Source organism: Candidatus Methanoplasma cognatum, assembly GCA_009777615.1.
Lineage (GTDB): Archaea > Thermoplasmatota > Thermoplasmata > Methanomassiliicoccales > Methanomethylophilaceae > Methanoplasma > Methanoplasma cognatum.
On sequence record WRLM01000001.1, the window covers coordinates 1 to 22,549 of the forward strand.

A 22,549-nucleotide genomic window follows, 5' to 3' on the forward strand; every position below is an offset into this window, starting at 1 on the left:
CGTCCCGTACGTGAGCGGCGTACCGTTCGAAATCAACAAGGACGACAACCTGTGGATCGCGGCAGAGGCGGCACCCACGTACACTTTCAGGTACTGGATGGACGACACTACCGCCGGTGCAACGAGGAATGTGGGCACGCACACTGCAGCCACTGCGGAATACACCGCGTACTTCCTCGGAGCCGGCGCAGTCAATCTTACCCTGACCGCATATCCCGCAGGAACCGGTTCCTTCCAGTACAGGCTTGCGGGTACCACCGTATGGCAGAACTACTCAGGCTCGCCGGTGCAATTCAACATCGGTGATGATGTAGAGGTAGAAGCAATTCCGTTATCCGGGTATAGCTTCCGCTTCTGGGAGGATAATGATAATACTAATGCGAGGACATTCACGATAACCGCTGGCGGTGCCTCGCACACAGCATACTTCCTCATCGATGTACCCAACAGGGTCCAGGTCACTCTGACCGACAGCCCGTTGGGAGGGGCGCAGGCATTCACATGGATCCTGCCCGGAATGACCGCATCCGTTCCGTATGCGAGCGGCACGCCGTTCTTCATTAACAAGAGCGACGAACTGACGATCGCGGTCGTTGCGGCAACCGACTATACCTTCAGGTATTGGGATGACAGCTCCACAAGCCTCACCAGGTATGTGGGCACCCACCCCTTCAGCACTGGCGCAGAGGAATACATTGCGTACTTCCTCGATGACCTCAACAAGGTCACCCTGACCCTTGAAGCATCGCCTGTCGTTGCAGCCGGCACCTTTGAGTACAGACTCCAGGGAACGCCGGTATGGGAAGCCTATCCCGGCACGGCGGTTTGGTTCAACATCGGCGACAACGTAGAGGTCAAGGCAACCGCGGGATCAGGATACTCCTTCCGGTTCTGGGAGGATGCCAGCTCCAATGCCGAGAGGACACATACGATGTCATCGGTACCAAGCGAGAATGAATTGACCGCATACTTCCTCGGAGGCGACACGGTCGAGATAACCCTTACCGACATTCCGTCGGGAGCGGGAATATTCTCTTGGCAGCTGGACGGAATGACCGGATCTGTTCCGTACGTGAGCGGCACGCCGTTCCTGGTCAACACGATCGATATTCTGACGATCGAGGCCGATGAGGCGCCCAACTACACCTTCCAGTACTGGTTGGATGACGCCTTGGCAGGCATGTCGAGGAACGTCGGAATGCAGCTCGCAAACACAGAATACACAGCATACTTCCAATCTGATATCTCCGGCGAGACGGCCGACCTGACCCTTGAGGCGTTGCCCGCAGCCGTGCCCATAACCGGTGTCTTCCAGTACAGGATACAGGGAGCGGCGGCATGGAATTACTGCGACGCAGGCACGACGCTGACGTTCAACATCAACGATGTCATAGAGATCGGAGCGATCGCGCCTTCCGGATATGACTTCATGTTCTGGGAGGACGCAAGCGACGTACCCGTAAGGACATACACAGTATTGGGCGATGACATCCTCACAGCATACTTCCTCGGAAGTGATGTAGTCGAGATAACTCTGACCGCAGACCCGTCGGGAACGGGAACGTTCTCCTGGCAGCTGGACGGAATGACCACTTACATCCCGTACGTGCCCGGCGCACCGTTCACGATCAACAAGGATGATGATCTGTGGATCACGACAACGGCGATACCCACATACAGCTTCCGGTTCTGGGATGATGCTTCTACAAGCCTCCCCAGGAACGTGGGCACCCACCTCCTCAGCACAGGCACGGAGGAATACACCGCATACTTCCTCGGACTCAACAGGGTCACTCTGACCATCGAGGCGTCACCCGACGTCACCCCGGAAGCCGGTACCTTCGAGTACAGGCTCCAGGGAATGACAGCATGGGTCACATACAACAGCACGCCGGCGTTGTGGTTCAACATCGGCGATGTCGTAGAGGTAAAGGCGACCGCTGAAGCAGGATACAGCTTCCTGTTCTGGGAGAACGCCGACGACAACGTCGAGAGGACAGTCACAATGGCAGCCGGCGGAGCCGCGCTGACCGCATACTTCCTCGGAGGCGACACGGTCGTGATAACTCTGATCGACAGCCCCTCGGGAGCGGGAATATTCTCCTGGCAGCTGAGCGGAATGACCGCGTACGTCCCGTACGTGAGCGGGGTACCGTTCGAAATCAACAAGGACGACGACCTGTGGATCGCGGCAGAGGCGGCACCCACGTACACTTTCAGGTACTGGATGGACGACACTACTGCCGGTGCAACGAGGAATGTGGGCGACCACTCCAGTAACACCACGGGCACGGAGGATTACACAGCGTACTTCCTCGGAACCAGCACGGTCGACCTTACCCTGACCGCATATCCCGCAGGAACCGGTACCTTCCAGTACAGGCTTGCGGGTACCACCACATGGTACAACTACACAGGCTCGCCGGTGCCATTCAACATCGGTGATGACGTAGAGGTAGAAGCAATTCCGTTAATCGGGTATAGCTTCCGCTTCTGGGAGGATAACGATGACACTAATGCGAGGACATTCCCGATAACTGTCGGCGGCGCTTCGCACACAGCATACTTCCTCATCGATGCACCCAACAGGGTCCAGATCACTCTGACCGACAGCCCGTCGGGAGGGGCGCAGGAGTTCACTTGGACCCTGCCCGGAATGACCGACTCCGTTCCGTACGTGAGCGGCACGCCGTTCGAAATCAACAGGAACGATGAACTGACGATCACGGTCGTTACGGCAAGCGGCTATGCCTTCAGATACTGGGATGACAGCTCCACAAGCCTCATCAGGTATGTGGGCACCCACCTTGCCGGCACTCCTGCGGAGTACACTGCGTACTTCCTTGGTTCCAACGTAGCCACCCTGACCCTCGAGGCGTCGCCCCTCGGAGCAGGTACCCTTGAGTACAGACTCCAGGGAACGGCGGTATGGGAACTCTATCCCGGCACGCCGGTGCAATTCAACGTCGGCGACAACATAGAGGTCAGAACAGCCGCAGAACCAGGATACTCCTTCCGGTTCTGGGAGGATACAAGCACCAGCACCACGAGGACGGTCGCAATGTCCACTACTGGAGAGCTGCTGATCGCATACTTCCTCGGAGGCGACACGGTCGAGATAACCCTTACCGACATACCGTCGGGAGCGGGAATATTCTCCTGGCAGCTGCTCGGTATGACTGATTTCGTTGCGTACGCGAGTGGCACACCGTTTGAGATCAACAAGAGCGACTATCTGATAATCGAGGCCAACGAGGCGACCGACTACACCTTCCGGTACTGGTTGGACGATGCTTCGGCAGGCCAGCTGAGGAATGTCGGCACGCATATTGCAGACACTGCGGAGTACAAAGCGTACTTCCTCTCCGACCTCTACACGGCCGACCTGACCCTTGAGGCGCTGCCCGCAGCCATCCCCATAACCAATGTCTTCCAGTACAGGATACAGGGAGCGGCGGTATGGAATTACTGCGACGCAGGCACGACGCTGACGTTCAACATCAACGACGTCATAGAGATCGGAGCGGTCGCGCCTTCCGGATACGACTTCATGTTCTGGGAGGACGCAAGCGACGTACCCGTAAGGACATACACAGTATTGGGCGATGACATCCTCACCGCATACTTCCTCGGAAGTGATGTAGTCGAGATAACTCTGACCGCCGACCCGTCGGGAACGGGAACGTTCGAATGGCAGCTGGACGGAATGACCGCGTTCGTTCCGTACGTGCCCGGCGCGCCGTTCACGATCAACAAGGACGATGATCTGTGGATCACGACCGCGGCGGCACCTACATACAGCTTCCGGTTCTGGGATGATGCTTCTACAAGCCTCCTCAGGAATGTGGGCACCCACCTCCTCAGCACAGGCACGGAGGAATACACCGCATACTTCCTCGGACTCAACAGGGTCACTCTGACCCTGAACGCGTCACCCGACGTCAACCCCGCAGCCGGTACCTTCGATTACAGGCTCCAGGGAATGACAGACTGGGTCGCATACCCCGGCGCGGCGGTGTGGTTCAACATCGGCGATGTAGTAGAGGTAAAGGCGACCGCCGAAGGAGTATACACCTTCCTGTTCTGGGAGAACGCCGACGACAACGTCGAGAGGACAGTCACAATGGCAGCCGGCGGAGCCGTGCTTACCGCATACTTCCTCGGAAGCGACAAGGTTGAGATAACTCTGACCGACAGTCCCTCGGGAGCGGGAATATTCTCCTGGCAACTGGACGGAATGACCGCGTACGTCCCGTACGTGAGCGGCGTACCGTTCGAAATCAACAAGGACGACAACCTGTGGATCGCGGTAGAGGCGGAACTCACATACACCTTCAGGTACTGGATGGACGACACTGCCGCCGGTGCAACGAGGAATGTGGGCACGCACACAGCAGCCAACGCGGAATACACTGCGTACTTCCTCGGAGCCAGCTCGGTCGATCTTACCCTGACCGCATATCCCGCAGGAACCGGTTCCTTCCAGTACAGGCTTGCGGGTACCACCACATGGTACAGCTACTTTGGCATGCCGGTGCAATTCAACATCGGCGATGATGTAGAGGTAAATGCAATTCCGTTAAACGGATATGGCTTCCGCTTCTGGGAGGATGCCGACGGCACCAACTCGAGGATATTCACAATACCTGCAGGCGGCGCTTCGCACACAGCATACTTCCTCATCAACACGCCCAACAGGGTCCAGATCACTCTGACCGACAGCCCGTCGGGAGGGGCGCAGGAGTTCACTTGGACCCTGCCCGGAATGACCACGTCCGTTTCTTACGGAACAGGACCGCTGGAAGTCAACAGGAACGATGAACTGACGATCGCGGTCGCTGCGGCAACCGACTATACCTTCAGGTACTGGGATGACAACTCCACAAGCCTCACCAGGTATGTGGGCACCCACCTTACCGGCACTCCTGCGGAGTACACTGCGTACTTCCTCGACGAACTCAACGCGGTCAGCCTGACCCTGGACGCAGACCCGGCCATGGCCGGCACCTTTGAGTACAGACTCCAGGGAATGCCGGTATGGGAGACCTACCCCGGCACGGCGGTTCGGTTCAACATCGGCGACAACGTAGAGGTCAAAGCAATACCGTTACCGCTGCCCGGATACTCCTTCCGGTTCTGGGAGGATGCCAGCACCAATGCCGAGAGGACACATACGATGTCATCGGTACCAAGCGAGAATGAATTGACCGCATACTTCCTCGCGCCCGGCGCGGTTGAGATAACCCTTACCGACATCCCGTCGGGAGCGGGAATATTCTCATGGCAGTTGCTCGGAATGACCGATTCCGTTCCGTACGTGAGCGGCACGCCGTTCTTTGTCAACATGACCGACATCCTGACGATCGAGGTCGACGAGGCGCAGGACTACACCTTCAAGTACTGGTTGGACGACGCTTCGGCAGGCATGTCGAGGAACGTCGGAATGCAGTTCGCAAATACGGAATACATTGCGTACTTCCTCTGTGATCTCCCCGGCGAGACGGCTGACCTGACCCTTGAGGCGTCGCCCGCAACCATCCCCGCCACCACCGATGTCTTCCAGTACAGGATACAGGGAGCGGCGGCATGGGATTACTGCGTTGCAGGCACGACGCTGACGTTCAACATCAACGATGTAGTGGAGATCGGAGCGGTCGCGCCTTCCGGATATGACTTCATGTTCTGGGAGGACGCAAGCGACGTACCCGTAAGGACATACACAGTATTGGGCGATGACATCCTCACCGCGTACTTCCTCGGAAGCGACAAGGTTGAGATAACCCTGACCGCCGACCCGTCGGGAACGGGAACGTTCGAATGGCAGCTGGACGGAATGACCGCGTTCGTTCCGTACGTGAGCGGCATACCGTTTGAGATCAACAAGAGCGATGACCTGTGGATCACGACCACGCCGGCACCAGCACACAGCTTCCGGTTCTGGGATGATGCTTCCACAAGCCTCCTCAGGAATGCGGGCACACACACTGCAGCCACTGCGGAATACACAGCATACTTCCTCGGACCCAACAGGGTCACTCTGACCATTGAAGCGTCACCCGACGTCACCCCGGAAGCCGGTACCTTCGAGTACAGACTCCAGGGAATGACAGCATGGGTCACATACAGCAGCACGCCGACGTTGTGGTTCAACATCGGCGATGTCGTAGAGGTCAAGGCGACCGCCGAACCAGGATACAGCTTCCAGTTCTGGGAGAACGCCGACTTCAATGATGAGAGGACAGTCACAATGGCAGCCGGCGGAGCCGCGCTGACCGCATACTTCCTCGGAGGCGACACGGTCGTGATAACTCTAATCGACAGCCCGTCGGGAGCAGGATCATTCTCCTGGCAGCTGGACGGAATGACCGAGTACGTCCCGTACGTGAGCGGCACGCCGTTCGAAATCAACAAGGACGACGACCTGTTCATTAAGGCCGAAGCGGAACCCACATACACCTTCAGGTACTGGGAGGACAACACTCTAACTGCCATCAGGCATGTGGGCGACCACTCCGGTAACACCACGGGCACGGAGGATTACACAGCGTACTTCCTCGGCCCGGGCGGAGTCTACCTTACCTTGAACACGTACCATCCGGGAACCGGTTCCTTCCAGTACAGAATTGAAGGGACTTCCCTCTGGTACAACTATATCGGCATACCGGTGGCATTCAACATCGATGATGTCGTAGAGGTAAGGACATTCCCCGCATCCGGGTATATCTTCCAGTTCTGGGAGAACGCCGACGACAACGCCGAGAGGACAGTCACAATGGCAGCCGGCGGAGCCGCGCTGACCGCATACTTCCTCTCCAACCAGCTAGGAAACCAGACTCTGGTCACTCTGACAGATATACCGTCGGGAGCGGGAATATTCTCTTGGTCGCTGCCAGGAATGACCGCATCCGTTCCGTACGTGAGCGGCACGCCGTTCCGGATCAACCAGAACGACGTTCTGACGATCGAGGTCGTTGCGGCAACAACCGACTATACCTTCAAGTACTGGACGGATGACATCAGCGCAGGCATGCTGAGACAAGTGGGCACCCACCCCAACGTCACTGCCAAGGAGTACACTGCGTACTTCCTCGATGACCTCAACAAGGTCACCCTGACCCTGAACGCAGAACCGGCGATGACCGGTACCTTCGAGTACACGCTCCCCGGAACAGAAATATGGGTCCCTTACCCCGGCACGCCGGTTTGGTTCAACGCTGGTGACGGCATAAAGGTCAAAGCAATACCGTTACCGCTGCCCGGATACTCCTTCCGGTTCTGGGAGGATGCCATCACCAATGATGAGAGATCGGTCACAATATCTCCTGGCGGAGATGTGCTGACCGCATACTTCCTCTTGCCCGGCGCGATCGAGATAACCCTTACCGACATACCGTCGGGAGCGGGAATATTCTCATGGCAGCTGAACGGAATGACCGCGTTCGTTCCGTACGTGAGCGGCACGCCGTTCTTTGTCAACATGATCGATGACCTGACCATTGCAGTCGCTGAGGCGCAGGACTACACCTTCAAGTACTGGTTGGACAACGCCTCGGCAGGCATGTCGAGGAACGTCGGAATGCAGTTCACTGACAGGGAATACAAAGCGTACTTCCTCTCCGACCTCTACACGGCCGACCTGACCCTTGAGGCGTCGCCCGCAACCATCCCCGCCACCGCCGATGTCTTCCAGTACAGGATACAGGGAGCGGCGGCATGGAATTACTGCGTTGCAGGCACGACGTTGACGTTCAACATCAACGATGTAGTGGAAATCGGAGCGGTCGCGCCTTCCGGATACAGCTTCAAGTTCTGGGAGAACTCAAGCGACGTACCCGTAAGGACATACACAGTATTGGGCGATGACATCCTCACCGCATACTTCCTTGGAAGTGATGTAGTCGAGATAACTCTGACCGCCGACCCGTCGGCAGGCGGAGCGCTCTCCTGGCAGCTGGACGGAATGACAGTGTTCGTTCCGTACGTGCCCGGCGCACCGTTCACTATCAACAAGAGCGATGACCTGACCGTTCATGCCGAGCAAGCGGCATTATACACATTCGTCTCATGGGAGAATGTTTACACAACCCCAACCTGGATTGTGGGCGACCACCTTACCAATGTTACCGGTACAGAGACGTACACTGCGTACTTCCTTGACGCCGCTGCGCCGTATCTGACCCTTGAGGCGTCACCCGACGTCAACCCCGCAGCCGGTACCTTTGAGTACAGGATACAGGGAGCGACGTCATGGACCCCTTACACCGTACCGGTGCAATTCAACTCCGGTTTGGGCATAGAGGTCAAGGCGAACGCCGAAGCAGGATACAGCTTCCTGTTCTGGGAGGACACCAGCGATGACCCCGAGAGGGCATACACAATGCCGGCCGGCAACACCACGCTTACGGCATACTTCCTCTCAACCAATGTCAACGATCAGGTAGAGATAACCCTGACCGCCAGCCCGTCGGCAGGCGGAACGTTCGAATGGCAGCTGGACGGAATGACCGCGTTCATTCCGTACGTGAGCGGCTCTCCGTTCACGATCAACAGGACCGATGACCTGACCGTTCGGGCCATAGAGGCTCCGGGATATGACATCAGATTCTGGGAGGATAACTCCATAGACCTAGTCAGGCATGTGGGCGACCACCCCAGCACCACCGGTGCAGAGGAATACACTGCGTACTTCCTCGGTCCCGCTGCGGTCTCCCTGACTCTTGTGGCGTCACCTGACGACACCCCCCCAGCTGGTACCTTCGAGTACAGGCTCCTGGGAATGGACACGACGATCTGGTTCCCCTACACAGCGGGTACGCCGGTATGGTTCAATGTTGGTGACGACATAGAGGTCAGAACAACTGCGGCAAACGGATACACGTTCAGGTTCTGGGAGGATACCAGCACCAACGTTGAGAGGACATTCACAATGCCCGCCGGCGGCGCCGTGCTGACAGCATACTTCCTATCTCCCAACATCAACGACCGGGTAACGATAACTCTGACCGCCGACCCGTCGGCAGGAGGAGCATTCACCTGGTGGCTGGACGGAATGACCGGATCCTTCTCGTGCGCTAGCGGCGCGTCGTTCACGATCAACAAGAGCGACGACCTGTTCGTCGAGGCCCAAGCGGAAACCGACTACACCTTCAAGTTCTGGATGGACGATGCTGCCGCCGGTGCAACGAGGCATGTGGGCGACCACCTCCCCAACACCACCGGCGTTGCGGGATACACTGCGTACTTCCTCGACGACCTAAACGCGGTCGGCCTGACCCTGAACGCAAACCCGTCCATGACCGGCACCTTTGAGTACAGACTCCAGGGAACGTCGGCATGGTTGCCCTATCCCGGCACGGCGGTTTGGTTCAACGCCGGCGACAACGTAGAGGTCAAAGCAATACCGTTACCGCTGCCCGGATATTCCTTCCGGTTCTGGGAGGATGCCGGTACCAATGTCGAGAGGACACATTTGATGTCATCGACGCCAAGCGATAATGAATTGACCGCATTCTTCCTCATGCCCGGCGCGATCGAGATAACCCTTACCGACATCCCGTCGGGAGCGGGAATATTCTCCTGGACTCTGCCCTTAATGACCGCTTACGTTCCGTACGTGAGCGGCACGCCGTTCTTTGTCAACATGATGGATATGCTGACGATCAAGGTCGACGAGGCGCAGGACTACACCTTCCAGTACTGGTTGGATGATGCCTCGGCAGGCATGACGAGGAACGTCGGAATGCAGTTCTCTAACGCAGAATACAAAGCGTACTTCCTCGATGACCTCAACGCGTTCGACCTGACCCTCGAGGTGTCGCCCGTAACCGTCCCCGTAACCGATACCTTCCGGTACCGGATACAGGGAGTGGCGACATGGGAATACTGCGACGCAGGCACGACGCTGGCATTCAACCTCAACGACATCGTAGAGATCGAAGTGATCACGCCTTCCGGATACGACTTCATGTTCTGGGAGAACACAAATGACATACCCGTAAGGACATACACAGTGTTGGGCGATGACACCCTCACAGCATACTTCCTCTCAACCAATGTCAATGATCAGGTAGAGATAACTCTGGTCGCCGACCCGTTGGGATCTGGAACGCTCTCCTGGCAGCTGGACGGAATGAACGCGTTCATTCCGTACGTGCCCGGCGTGCCGTTCGTGATCAACAAGAGCGATGATCTGATCGTTCATGCCATGGAAGAGGCAGGATACACTTTCATCTCGTGGGAGAATGTTTACACAACCCCAACTTGGATTGTGGGCGACCACATCACCAACACCACCGGCACAGAGGGATACACTGCGTACTTCCTTGACGCCGCTGCGCCGTATCTGACCCTTGAGGCGTCACCCGACGTCAACCCCGCAGCCGGTACCTTTGAGTACAGGATACAGGGAGCGACGTCATGGACCCCTTACACCGTACCGGTGCAATTCAACTCCGGTTTGGGCATAGAGGTCAAGGCGAACGCCGAAGCAGGATACAGCTTCCTGTTCTGGGAGGACACCAGCGATGACCCCGAGAGGGCATACACAATGCCGGCCGGCAACACCACGCTTACGGCATACTTCCTCTCAACCAATGTCAACGATCAGGTAGAGATAACCCTGACCGCCAGCCCGTCGGCAGGCGGAACGTTCGAATGGCAGCTGGACGGAATGACCGCGTTCATTCCGTACGTGAGCGGCTCTCCGTTCACGATCAACAGGACCGATGACCTGACCGTTCGGGCCATAGAGGCTCCGGGATATGACATCAGATTCTGGGAGGATAACTCCATAGACCTAGTCAGGCATGTGGGCGACCACCCCAGCACCACCGGTGCAGAGGAATACACTGCGTACTTCCTCGGTCCCGCTGCGGTCTCCCTGACTCTTGTGGCGTCACCTGACGACACCCCCCCAGCTGGTACCTTCGAGTACAGGCTCCTGGGAATGGACACGACGATCTGGTTCCCCTACACAGCGGGTACGCCGGTATGGTTCAATGTTGGTGACGACATAGAGGTCAGAACAACTGCGGCAAACGGATACACGTTCAGGTTCTGGGAGGATACCAGCACCAACGTTGAGAGGACATTCACAATGCCCGCCGGCGGCGCCGTGCTGACAGCATACTTCCTATCTCCCAACATCAACGACCGGGTAACGATAACTCTGACCGCCGACCCCTCGGCAGGAGGAACGTTCGAATGGCAGCTGGACGGAATGACCGCGTTCATTCCGTACGTGAGCGGCTCTCCGTTCACGATCAACAAGAGCGACGAACTGACCATTGAGGCCATAGAAGCAACCGACTATACCTTTGAGTACTGGGCAGACGACAACTCTACAGACCCCCTCAGATATGTGGGCGACCATCTCGGCAACACCACCGGCACAGAGGAATACACTGCGTACTTCCTCAGTGACAACGCGGTCGAACTGATACTCAAATCGAGTCCCCCTCTGGGCGGCACATTTGAGTACAGGCTCCCCGGAACAACGACATGGGTGGTCTATGTCGGCACGCCGCCGGAGCAATTCAACGTCACCGATGTCATAGAGATCAGAGTAATTGAGGCAGCCGGATACACCTTCCAGTTCTGGGAGGATTACACCACCAACTCTGTGAGGACACATACGATGTCAGCGGTGCCTGGCGAGAATGAACTGACCGCATACTTCCTCTCCGATGACCCCGACGATCAGGTAGAGATAACTCTGACCGCATCGCCAGCAGGAGCGGGAACGTTCGAATGGTGGTTAGATGGAATGACCGCATCCGTTCCGTATGTGGAGGGAGTGCCGTTCGTGATCAACAAGACCGACATCCTGACGATCGAGGCCATAGATGATACGGGCACCTTCATGTATTGGGAGGATTCGTCCACAAGCGCGGAAAGGCTCGTGGGCACACACGTCACCGACACCAAGAGCTACACTGCGTACTTCTCCGGAGTTGACATGGTCGTCCTGATCCTCGAGTCGTCCCCCGCCGCTGCGGATGTCGTCTTTGAGTACAGGGTTAACGGAGCATCGTCATGGACCACTTACAACATGCCGGTACAACTCAACCCCAGCGATGTCGTAGAGATCAATACGTATGCGACAAACGGATACACCTTCCGGTTCTGGGAGGACAGCACTAACAGCAACCCGAGGACATACACTATGTCTTCAGTTCCTTACACCAATGAGACACTGACAGCATACTTCCTCTCCGACAACCCCGGCGATTGGGTAACGATAACCCTGACCGCCGACCCGTCGGCAGGAGGAACATTCACATGGTGGCTGGACGGAATGACCGGATCCTTCCCGTGCGCTAGCGGCGCGTCGTTCACGATCAACAAGGACGACGACCTGACGATCGAGGCCGATGAGGCGCCCTTATATGACTTCCTGTTCTGGGAGGACAGCACCCTAACTGCCATCAGGAATGTGGGCGACCATCTCAGCAACACCACTGGCACGGAGGATTACACTGCGTACTTCCTCGACACCACCAACGCGGCCACCTTGACCCTTTTGGCGTCACCCGATGTCACCGCCGGCAGCTTCGAGTACAAGTATCCGGCAATGACGGACTGGATAGAATATCTGGGCTCGCCGGTGCAATTCAACATCGGCGATGCCGTAGATGTCAGAACGACTGCGGAAACCGGATACACCTTCCGGTTCTGGGAGGATACCAGCACCAGCCCATCGAGGACACATACGATGTCATCGGTGCCAGGCGACAATGTGCTGACGGCATACTTCCTCTCCGACAACTCCAGCGATTGGGTAACGATAACCCTGACCGCCGTGCCGTCGGTAGGAGGAACGTTCTCCTGGCAACTGGACGGAATGACCGTATCCTTCCCGTGCGCTAGCGGCGCGTCGTTCGTGATCAACAAGGACGACGACCTGTGGATCATGGCCGAAGAAGCACCCACACATACCTTCAAGTTCTGGATGGACGACACTGCCGCCATTGCGATTAGGCATGTAGGCGACCACTCTGGCAACACCACCGGCACAGAGGAATACACTGCGTACTTCCTCTCAAATGACCCCGATGAGACGACCGAACTGACCCTTGAGGCGTTACCCGACGTCAACCCCGTAGCCGGTACCTTTGATTACAGGCTCCAGGGAATGATGGTCTGGATCCCATACCCGGGCATGGCGGTGACGTTCAACGACACCGATGTTGTAGAGGTCAAGGCGAACGCTGAACCTGGATACAGCTTCATGTTCTGGGAGAATGCCGACGACGACCCTGAGAGGACGGTCATAATGTCCATCGACAGAGACCTTACCGCATACTTCCTCGGAGGCGACACGGTTGAGATAACCCTGGTCGCCGTGCCGTCGGCAGGAGGAACGTTCTCCTGGCAGCTGGACGGAATGACTGCGTTCGTTCCGTATGTGAGCGGCGTACCGTTTGAGATCAACAAGATCGATGACCTGACCATCAGGGCCGAAGAGGCACTCACACACACCTTCCTGGTCTGGGAGGATGCTTCCACAAGCCCCACCAGGTATGTGGGCGACCACCTCCTCAACACCACCGGCACAGAGACGTACACTGCGTTCTTCACCTCTGACAACCCCGCCGAGAGGTTCGCCCTGGAACTTCTGGCGGTACCGTTCGGGCTGGGCACCTTTGAGTACATGCTCTCCGGAATGACAGACTGGGCCGCATACACAGGCTCGGAGCTGTTCAACGTCGGCGATACCGTACAGGTCAGAGCGGTCGGTGTACAAGGGTATACCTTCCAGTACTGGGAGGTAATCACAAACACCAACCCCGTCAGGTCATTCGACAGCATCAATAACTTCGGTGTCGCATACTTCCTTGCGGACGAACCCAGCGGCAGGGTCAAGGTGACCCTGACCGATGTCCCGTCGGGAGCTGGAACGTTCACTTGGCAGGTATACGGAATGCCCTACGCTTTCGAATATACCGACACCGGACCGTTCTACGTCAACAGGTTTATCGATGACCTGACCATCAGGGCCAGAGCGGAACCCGACTACACCTTCAAGTTCTGGATAGATGAACCAGTTACGACTGCACTCAGGGACATATATTCCTTCTATCTGGATGACGACGAGAAAGAATACATTGCGTACTTCCTCTCCGACGACCCCAATGATACGGCCGACCTGACTCTGGGAGACAACCCCACGGGGTCCGGCGCCTTTAAGTACCAGTTCGATGGTTTTGGAATGACGCATTGGTATAACTTCGTAGGAACGACAATGACGTTCAACAAGACGGACGACGTGATTGTCAGGGCAGATGCGCAACCCTCGTTCACCTTCCTTTTCTGGAAGGATGCGGACACTGACCCCGTAAGGCCATTTGATATGTCCCTCGGTAACCAGTCGGATGTAGCGTACTTTGTCTCAAATGCCATTGGCGACTGGGTAGAGATAACCCTGACCGACGTACCGTCGGGAGCGGGAACGTTCACATGGTGGCTGTATGGAATGACCGGAACCGTTCCGTACGTGGACGGCGTGCCGTTCAGGATCAACAAGAGCGATGAACTGTTCGTCGAGGCCACAGCGGAATCTGGATACGACTTCAAGGTCTGGAGTAACGGTACTGCAAACCCAATCCTGAATGTGGCCAACCACAGTGGCAGCTCAGGCACGGAGGGTTACACAGCGTACTTCCTCGGAAGCAACACGGCCCCGTTGATTATTATCCCAATGCCCAGCGGAGCCGGCACCTTCCAGTACAGGTATTTCGGAATGACAGAATGGGCCGCATATACTTCCGGCGAGCTATTCAATGTCCATGACCACATAGAGCTCAACGCAGTCCCCGGAAGTGACTATGAATTCAGGTTCTGGGAAGATGGTAAGTCAGGCCTGTTTACAATCGACAATTTCGATCAAGCAGGCGAGACTGTGTATGCATATTTCCTCACCAATGATTTGGATGGCAGGGGATATGTAGAATATGACATACCTTCTGACATCGAGGATATGGTGCTAGCAGGAGATGAAAATGCATATTTCTGGTGGAAACTGCCTAACATGACTGCGAACATCCTCTACAATCTTGGTGAGCCGATCGAGGCCAACTTGGGCGAAGTTGTGTGGATCATCGGACCATCAGACCTTGGGTACTGGGCGGACTTTGGAGAAGGGGTAATAACAGGTCCTGTAGATGTGACTGTGAAGACGACATGTGAGTGGATAAGTGGTCGTGGCAGCGATGCCGGAACCATCCCGGTCATTGACGCATTGACCCTTGATTCATATGCCGCAGGGACCGGCACATTTGAATACAGGCTCCAGGGAGCGGCGGATTGGCTTACCTATGCCGCAGGCACTCCGGAGGTATTCAGCGCGGGCGATGTTATCGAGATCAGAACAGTTGCGGAACCCGGATACACCCTCCGGTTCTGGGAGGATGGCACCGATGCCGCTCAGAGGACATTCACCATGCCCTCCGGCGGCGCCGTGCTTACAGCATACTTCCTCTCTGATGACCCCGACGACACGGCCGAGATAACTCTGACCGCCGCATCAGGCGAGGGAGTGTTCTCCTGGTCGTTGCCTGGAATGACGGCGGCCGTTCCGTACGTGAGCGGCGTACCGTTCCTCATCAACAAGAGCGACGATCTGACGATCGAGGCCGCTGCGGAGCCCGGATATGTCTTCTGGTACTGGGACGGCGCTTCCGCAAACCCTTCCTGGCATGTGGGTGTCCCCGCTGCCGGCGATGCGGAATACGCTGCGTACTTCCTCGCGGAGGACGCAGCCGTCCTGACTCTGGAAACGGACCCCGCTGGGATCGGTACCTTCCAGTACAGACTCCTGGGAACGACGGATTGGTATGATTACGCCGGCACGCCGGTTGTATTCGACGCAGGCGATATCGTTGAGGTGGTAAGCATCGCTCCGGTGTCTGAATACCCATTCCAGAATGGATATTCTTTCCTGTGCTGGGAGGATGGCACTGACGCCGTTCTGAGGACATTCACCATGCCCTTCGGCGGCGCCGTGCTAACCGCCACTTACACGCTCGGCGACAATGTCCTGATCACTCTGACTGCAGACCCCGCAGGGGCGTTTGCCTGGTCGCTGCCCGGAATGACCACGCCAATCCCGTACGAGGGACCGTTCTACATCGACATTGCAGATGAGATAATGATCTACTCCGTATCGGTCTCCGGAGAGTATGCTTTCCTTTGCTGGGAAGACGGCTCTGCAAGCTCATTCTTGTATGTCGGCCCGCACTCCGATGATACGGAATATATTGCGTACTTCGCCGCCATGTTCTTAATTGAAGTGGAGGCAGGCGAGGGGGTAGTATCAAGCGGATCGTTTGCAGTCATTGAAGGAGCTGACCATACCGTCACTTTCAGCGCAGCTGAGGGATATACCATATCTGCGGTGATCGTGGACGGTGTGCCCCTCTCTCAGGAGGATGCGGATCTTGGGTCCTATACATTCTGCGGCGTGCAGAACTCCCATATCATAGAGGTGATAGCGGCACAGGGTTAAGGAATGCGGCAATGAAGGTGCCGGCCGTGCGGAATGCAGCCTTGCGAAAGGTCTATGCGTTCGTGCCGGTCCGGCCCTTATCTATTTTTTTATAGTCATGTGGGGAATCGGAATGAGCAGAAAGATGACTATCAGTCATCCGTCGCACTCCGCATCCGAATATGATGATGCGGTCGATGGTTGGTAGGGGGCAGGAGCTCACGGAGGTGACTGCGGGGCGTTTGAGGATGGCGGCCTGGGCAAGTTGCTCCTCTTTGAAGATGGTCAGGGCGGGCGCCGATGGATCGTATGTCCGCATGATCGAATTATAAAAGATGCTCCCGCAATGCGCTTATGCCCGATTTTATCAGAAACGAGTAGCGGTTATATATTATATAGCTGAGATACAGGTGTAGAATGCAAGGTGTGAGGGAATACTAATGCAGACAATCACAAAAAACAAATTCGGCAATGTTGCCGCAAAGAGAAAAAGAGCAATGCCCGTTGCGGTATTGGCTCTGGCGCTGATCTCGGTCGCCGCGCTGGCACTGTTAATGCCCGCCTCGACGGTATCGGGAGGAACAGGCACCTTTACCTATATCGACGTGGACGGGGTGCCGGTCTTGAAAAATGCTGAGATCCTGCTCCTCCAGACGGACTTTGATGACAGCGGGCCGGGCGACTACTATCTTGAAGATACAGGCGGGGGAGCCGGAGGATGGTTCATAGTCATGGACGATATCGACCTTGGTTCGGGCAGCACCCTGACCATAAAAGGCACCGGGGCCACCGATGAAGTGGGGCTAATCATCGGCACTGACTATACTCTGACCGTGCCCGGAGGCGTGATCGTTGAACCAGGAGTCACTCTTCATCTTTATACACAACAAAAGGCCGGCGGCGCCATAGACTACGGTAAGCTTTATACCAATACCCGTAGCATAACAATCTATGATTCATGTGTTGTTTTTAATTCGGCTACTATTGAGGCAAGCTCAGGAGGAGGCATCTATACCGCCGTCCCAGGGAACGTTGAAATTACAAACGGTACTGTTGGCAGCATAGAAAGCACCACCGGAGGCATCATGATCTCAGATCCCGACATGAGAGCTGTGATTTACAACAAAGGTTCCATCGAATCGGGCGACACCGGCATCATGTTACTTGGTTCCTCCAGCGTCTACAACACGGGCCAGATCAAAGGTGTCCGTTCAGGCATAGAGGCAAATTACATCGATGGAAGCATAGACACCATCTACAATGGCAGCACCGGCAACATCGAAGCAGGTAACCGGGGAGCGATATATATCATTGGAGGAAATGACGTCCATATCACTAATGAAGGCGATCTCAAGACCAACCATCTCCTTGGCTATGCGATCTACCTCGGCACCACCACCTCCACAGGCAAGCTTGACAACACAGGCCGTATCTCAGGCGTAATGTATGCCATACAATTTGTGGGCAGTGCTTCCATTAACAATATCGGCGACGGATTAACTACAGGCATAATCCAAGGCCCTGCCGCGTTAGAAGTCATCCGCCCTGACTCCGAAATCCTCTATAACACTGGCCTGATCGAAGGCCAGATATCTTTTGGATGGTCGGTGGAACCCACTAATGACACAAAACTTATGACAATCAACAACGAGGGCATCATTAGTAACACTACTGTTAACTCTTTGAATACCATCAACGGAGCGTGCCGGGTTATTGTCAATAACGACGGGATCATCCGCTATGCTCCTCCTGGCATTACAATACCTGGCGGTTATGCCATGCAGCTTAGTAGAGGCGGCGGCGTCAACAATACCGGCGACGGCATAAGCACAGGCATTATTGAAAGTATCAGAGGGGGCGTATACGTCTCCACTAGGAACACTAACGATGCTATTTACAACAGCGGCCGGATTGAGAGCTCGAATTCATACGCCGTAAGTATCAATAACCTAATCGGCAACAGCTACAGTATCCTCAATGAAGGCACCCTCAAAGGGGTTACTTACGGTATCCAGGTGACTGGATCCGGCCTGGACAAAGAGATCATCAATAAAGGCTACATCGAAGGCGGCACCAGCGGAATCTACATCAATTCTTCTCTTTTACAACTTTCTAACATCGGCGACGGATTAACTACAGGCGTCATCACGGGTGCGACGGGCGTATATCTCAATGACATCGCATCCCCACTTAATAGCACCAACACCAACAAAATCGATAACCGCGGCAGGATCGAAGGCACAAACGGGGACGGCATACATATGAAGGGAGACATTCCTGCCGTCGCCACCATCGTCGAGATCACCAACACCGACGACGGAACAAATCATGGCCTCATCAGAGGCACCGACTGCGGCATCCGTCTCACCGATTGTGATACCGCTGAAATCGACAACACAGGCCGCATCATCGGCGGCAATTACGGTGTGTATTCCAATTACTCTGTTTCCATCGACAACGTCGGCGACACTCTTAACACCGGCATCATAACAGGCGCAGCCGGAATATATGCCGGGAACTTTGCCGCAGGGGACGAGATCAATAATTCCGGTCTGATCGAAGGCACGGGGGGTAACGGCATCCGGATCGCCGGCGGGACCGGCGCCGTGATCAACAATGAGATCACCACCGTTGGTCTGAACACATATGTCGGCAAGGTCACCGGCACCAATTACGGTATACGCTTAGACATCAACGGCGCGGTCGACAATGAAGGCATAATCGATGCCACCAACAATTACGGCATCTACGCCGCCGTTTCCGCTTCGGTCGACAACAACGGCAACGGCGTCGGCACCGGCATTATAAGAGGTACCACCGGAGTATACATCACGAACTTTGCCGCAACGGACCACGTAAGCAACTCAGGTCTGATCCTAGGCAGGACATTGGACGGCATCCGGATTGCCGGCGGGACCGGCGTCAATATCGACAACACAGGCCGCATTGAAGGCGCCAACAACGGCGTCTACTCTGCCGTTTCCGCTTTTATCGACAATGTCGGCGACACTCTTAACACAGGCATTATAAAAGGCGCCGTCGGAGTACATATCGGAAGCTTTGCCGCAGGAGATCAGGTCAAGAACTCCGGCCTTATCGAAGGCACGGGGGGTAACGGCATCAACATCGCCGGCGGGACCGGCGCTGTGATCAACAACGAGATCCTCACCGTCGGCTTAAACACATACATCGGTAAAATTACCGGCACCAATCATGGCGTATCATTGAGCATCAGAGGCACGGTCAACAATGCAGGCATCATTTCAGGCGGCTCTGCGGCCGGCCAATACGGCGTCTACGCCAATACTTCCGCCTTTATCGCCAACAACGGCGACAGTTCGACCACCGGCGTGATAACAGGCGGAGGAGGAGTATACATTGGAAGCTTCGTCACAGGAGACCAGATAAACAACTCCGGCTGGATCGAAGGTACGGTAGAGGATGGTATCCATATCGTAGCCGGGACAGGCATGGTGATCAACAACAATGTCAGCGGCACAGATGTCGGCACCATTATCGGCGACGCGTACGGTATCTCATCGGGAGCTGGAGGCACGGTCAGCAATGCAGGTCTCATCAAAGGAACGACGGCGGACGGCGTCTATATCTCCGCCGGGACAGGCATTGCGGTCAACAACAACGTCAGCGGCACAAATATCGGCACCATTACCGGCGACGTGAATGGCGTCAGATTAGGCGTCAGAGGCACGGTCAACAATGCGGGCTGGATCGAAGGCACCGATTACGGCGTCCTCGCCGACGCTTCGGCCTCTATCGATAATGACGGCGACGGCTTAACCACCGGTGTGATAACCGGTGCAGACGGAGTGTACATCGGAAACCTTGCCGCAGGGGACGGGATCAATAACACCGGGCTCATCGAAGGCACGGCGGGGAACGGCATAGAGGTGGCCGCAGGCGACGATACGTACATCGTCAATGACGGCGGCATCATCGCCGGCGACGACTTCGGCATATACCTGAACGTTCGCGGTGATATCGACAACACCAACGGCGGCATTATCGGAGGTACCAATGACGACGGCATCTACCTTGCCGTCGGCGGAGAGATATATAACGAAGATCTGATTGTCGGCGGCATAAACGGCATATATGCCTTAGCTGGAGCCGTTACCCTTGAGCACTGGGGCACCGTCATAGGGAACGTGCTCCTCTCCAATGGCACGAATGCCGTGACATTCGCCGGTTCCAGCGGCATCCTCGGTAACTTCAACATCGGCTCGAATGTTAACTCTACGCTAAACTTCGTCGGCACGCCGACGCAGGACCCGGCGACCTTCGAATACACATATGCGACGGTCGCAGGCACCGCAAATATCGGCACCGCCGAGGTGCTGGGGGCATCCGGACTACCCGGCGGCTATTCCGGCCAGACACTGATCCTGATCGATGCGGCATTGGTCACAGGCGTTCCCAGCAACGACACGATCACCGTGCCGGGATACATCATGGACCTGAGCATAAGGAACAACGACCAGCTGATCGCCGCGAAGGCCGCCGCCATAATCCTCGAGTATATCATAACCGCAACCTCTGACGGCATGACCTCCATCTCTCCGGAAGGAAAGATATCCGTAGTGAAAGGAGATGACATGACGTTCACTTTCTCTGCCGATGCAGAATCCCACATCACTGAGGTGATAGTGGACGGCGTATACTACCTCTCGCAGGCAGTTATCGACAGCGGATCATATACTTTCCATAACGTGAACATGAACCACAGTATACAAGTTATGGGCGAACGCGGGAGAACACCAACGACCGCCGACAGAACCCTAACTATTGAGGTTGTGGAAGGTAATGGTCATGCACTGTACCGCGTGGGCGTGGGGCCGTTTGAGAGGTACACCGCGCCGGTATCGATCCCTCGAAACGCGGACGTTACCATCAGGGCCGTCGCCGACAGCGGATACAAGTTCGAAGAATGGAGGGAAGGCGGCACCGTCTACAAGACATCCGATGTTACCTTCTACAGCGTCGTGGACGACATATACGCGGACCTCTACTTCTCTGAAGATAACACCCTACTGTGGTGGATATTGGGCGCCCTGCTGATTCTCGCGGCGGGCTTCCTTATATGGTTCCTCTTCTTCTACAGAAGGACGTATGAGGTCATCAAGGTCGTCAAGGCGGAATCCAAGGCGGCGATCATCGGCAAGGAAAGAGCGCGCAGGAAGAGACCGTACTGCTTCACGATAGAGGGCGGTTCCTACGGAAAGGTATCCTACCGCGTCGGCGAGGACGGCCATTGGAAGGATCTCATTCCTGATGAGAACGGCGAATATGTCATACCGAAAGAGGACGTGATCGACAGACTGGTCATAGAGCACCGCTGACGTTCAGGCTACTTTAAACCCTTTCTCAAACTTTTCCTTTTTTACTCCAAAGCTCAGTCGGATATGAATTAATGATCCGCATTGCCATATGCGCAAGGGCCGAAAAACGAGGAAATATCTATACTACCATGTATTCAGTATGTATTTCAAATGAATACTTTATATATTTATAATTTCATTGAGAAAGTGCTGTGATGAGGTTCCGCAGCCAAGAAAAATAAATGGGACCCCCCTGTGATCCCGAGGGTATCGGGGTGTGCGACAGAGAAGCCCCCCCTACTAAGTTTTTCCGTCGCCGGCCCGTTTTCCCGAGGGCAATATCGGGATACCCATACCGCACCGGCAGTCCGCAACACCGGCTCTACCGTAAGACCTCCTCAACGGCGGCGTTACGCTCCGCCGCCGTCAAACCTTTCTTCAGGATACGGAACGATTTGAGAGTCCTTTTGGCCCTTCCGGGAATCGAACGGATCCTTGCCATAGGCTTTGATATCCGTTCGCAGACAGCCAAAGATTAATCAGGCGAGAGGAGCCCCGGAAGAACCGGCTATTGAAGATGTGAAGCCCGGCTGTTGCGCTCATGTTCTTTCTCCTCCGCCGAATAGGATATGTGTAGCCAATAGGTTCTTCATTTGCCAATCCGAAAAGCAATCTGTCCTTTTTCCGAGATAGGATGATATTATCATGAATTTTTATTAAAAAAGATTAT

Annotated in this window: 2 protein-coding genes; both read left to right on the forward strand. The window is 55.7% G+C overall.

Annotated elements, in window-relative coordinates:
- Positions 1-10: 10 nt before the first annotated feature.
- Entirely contained in the window at positions 11-16,504 is a 16,494-nt protein-coding gene (locus FWG96_00005) for a hypothetical protein (GenBank protein MCL2031654.1), read from the forward strand.
- Positions 16,505-16,923: 419 nt separating this feature from the next.
- Entirely contained in the window at positions 16,924-21,840 is a 4,917-nt protein-coding gene (locus FWG96_00010) for a hypothetical protein (protein ID MCL2031655.1), read from the forward strand.
- The last annotated feature ends 709 nt before the right edge of the window (positions 21,841-22,549 follow it).

Bases quoted from the DNA above. Each gene is read 5' to 3' on its own strand.
- FWG96_00010 (MCL2031655.1), top strand. From the start codon at position 16,924: ATGCAGACAATCACAAAAAACAAATTCGGCAATGTTGCCGCAAAGAGA.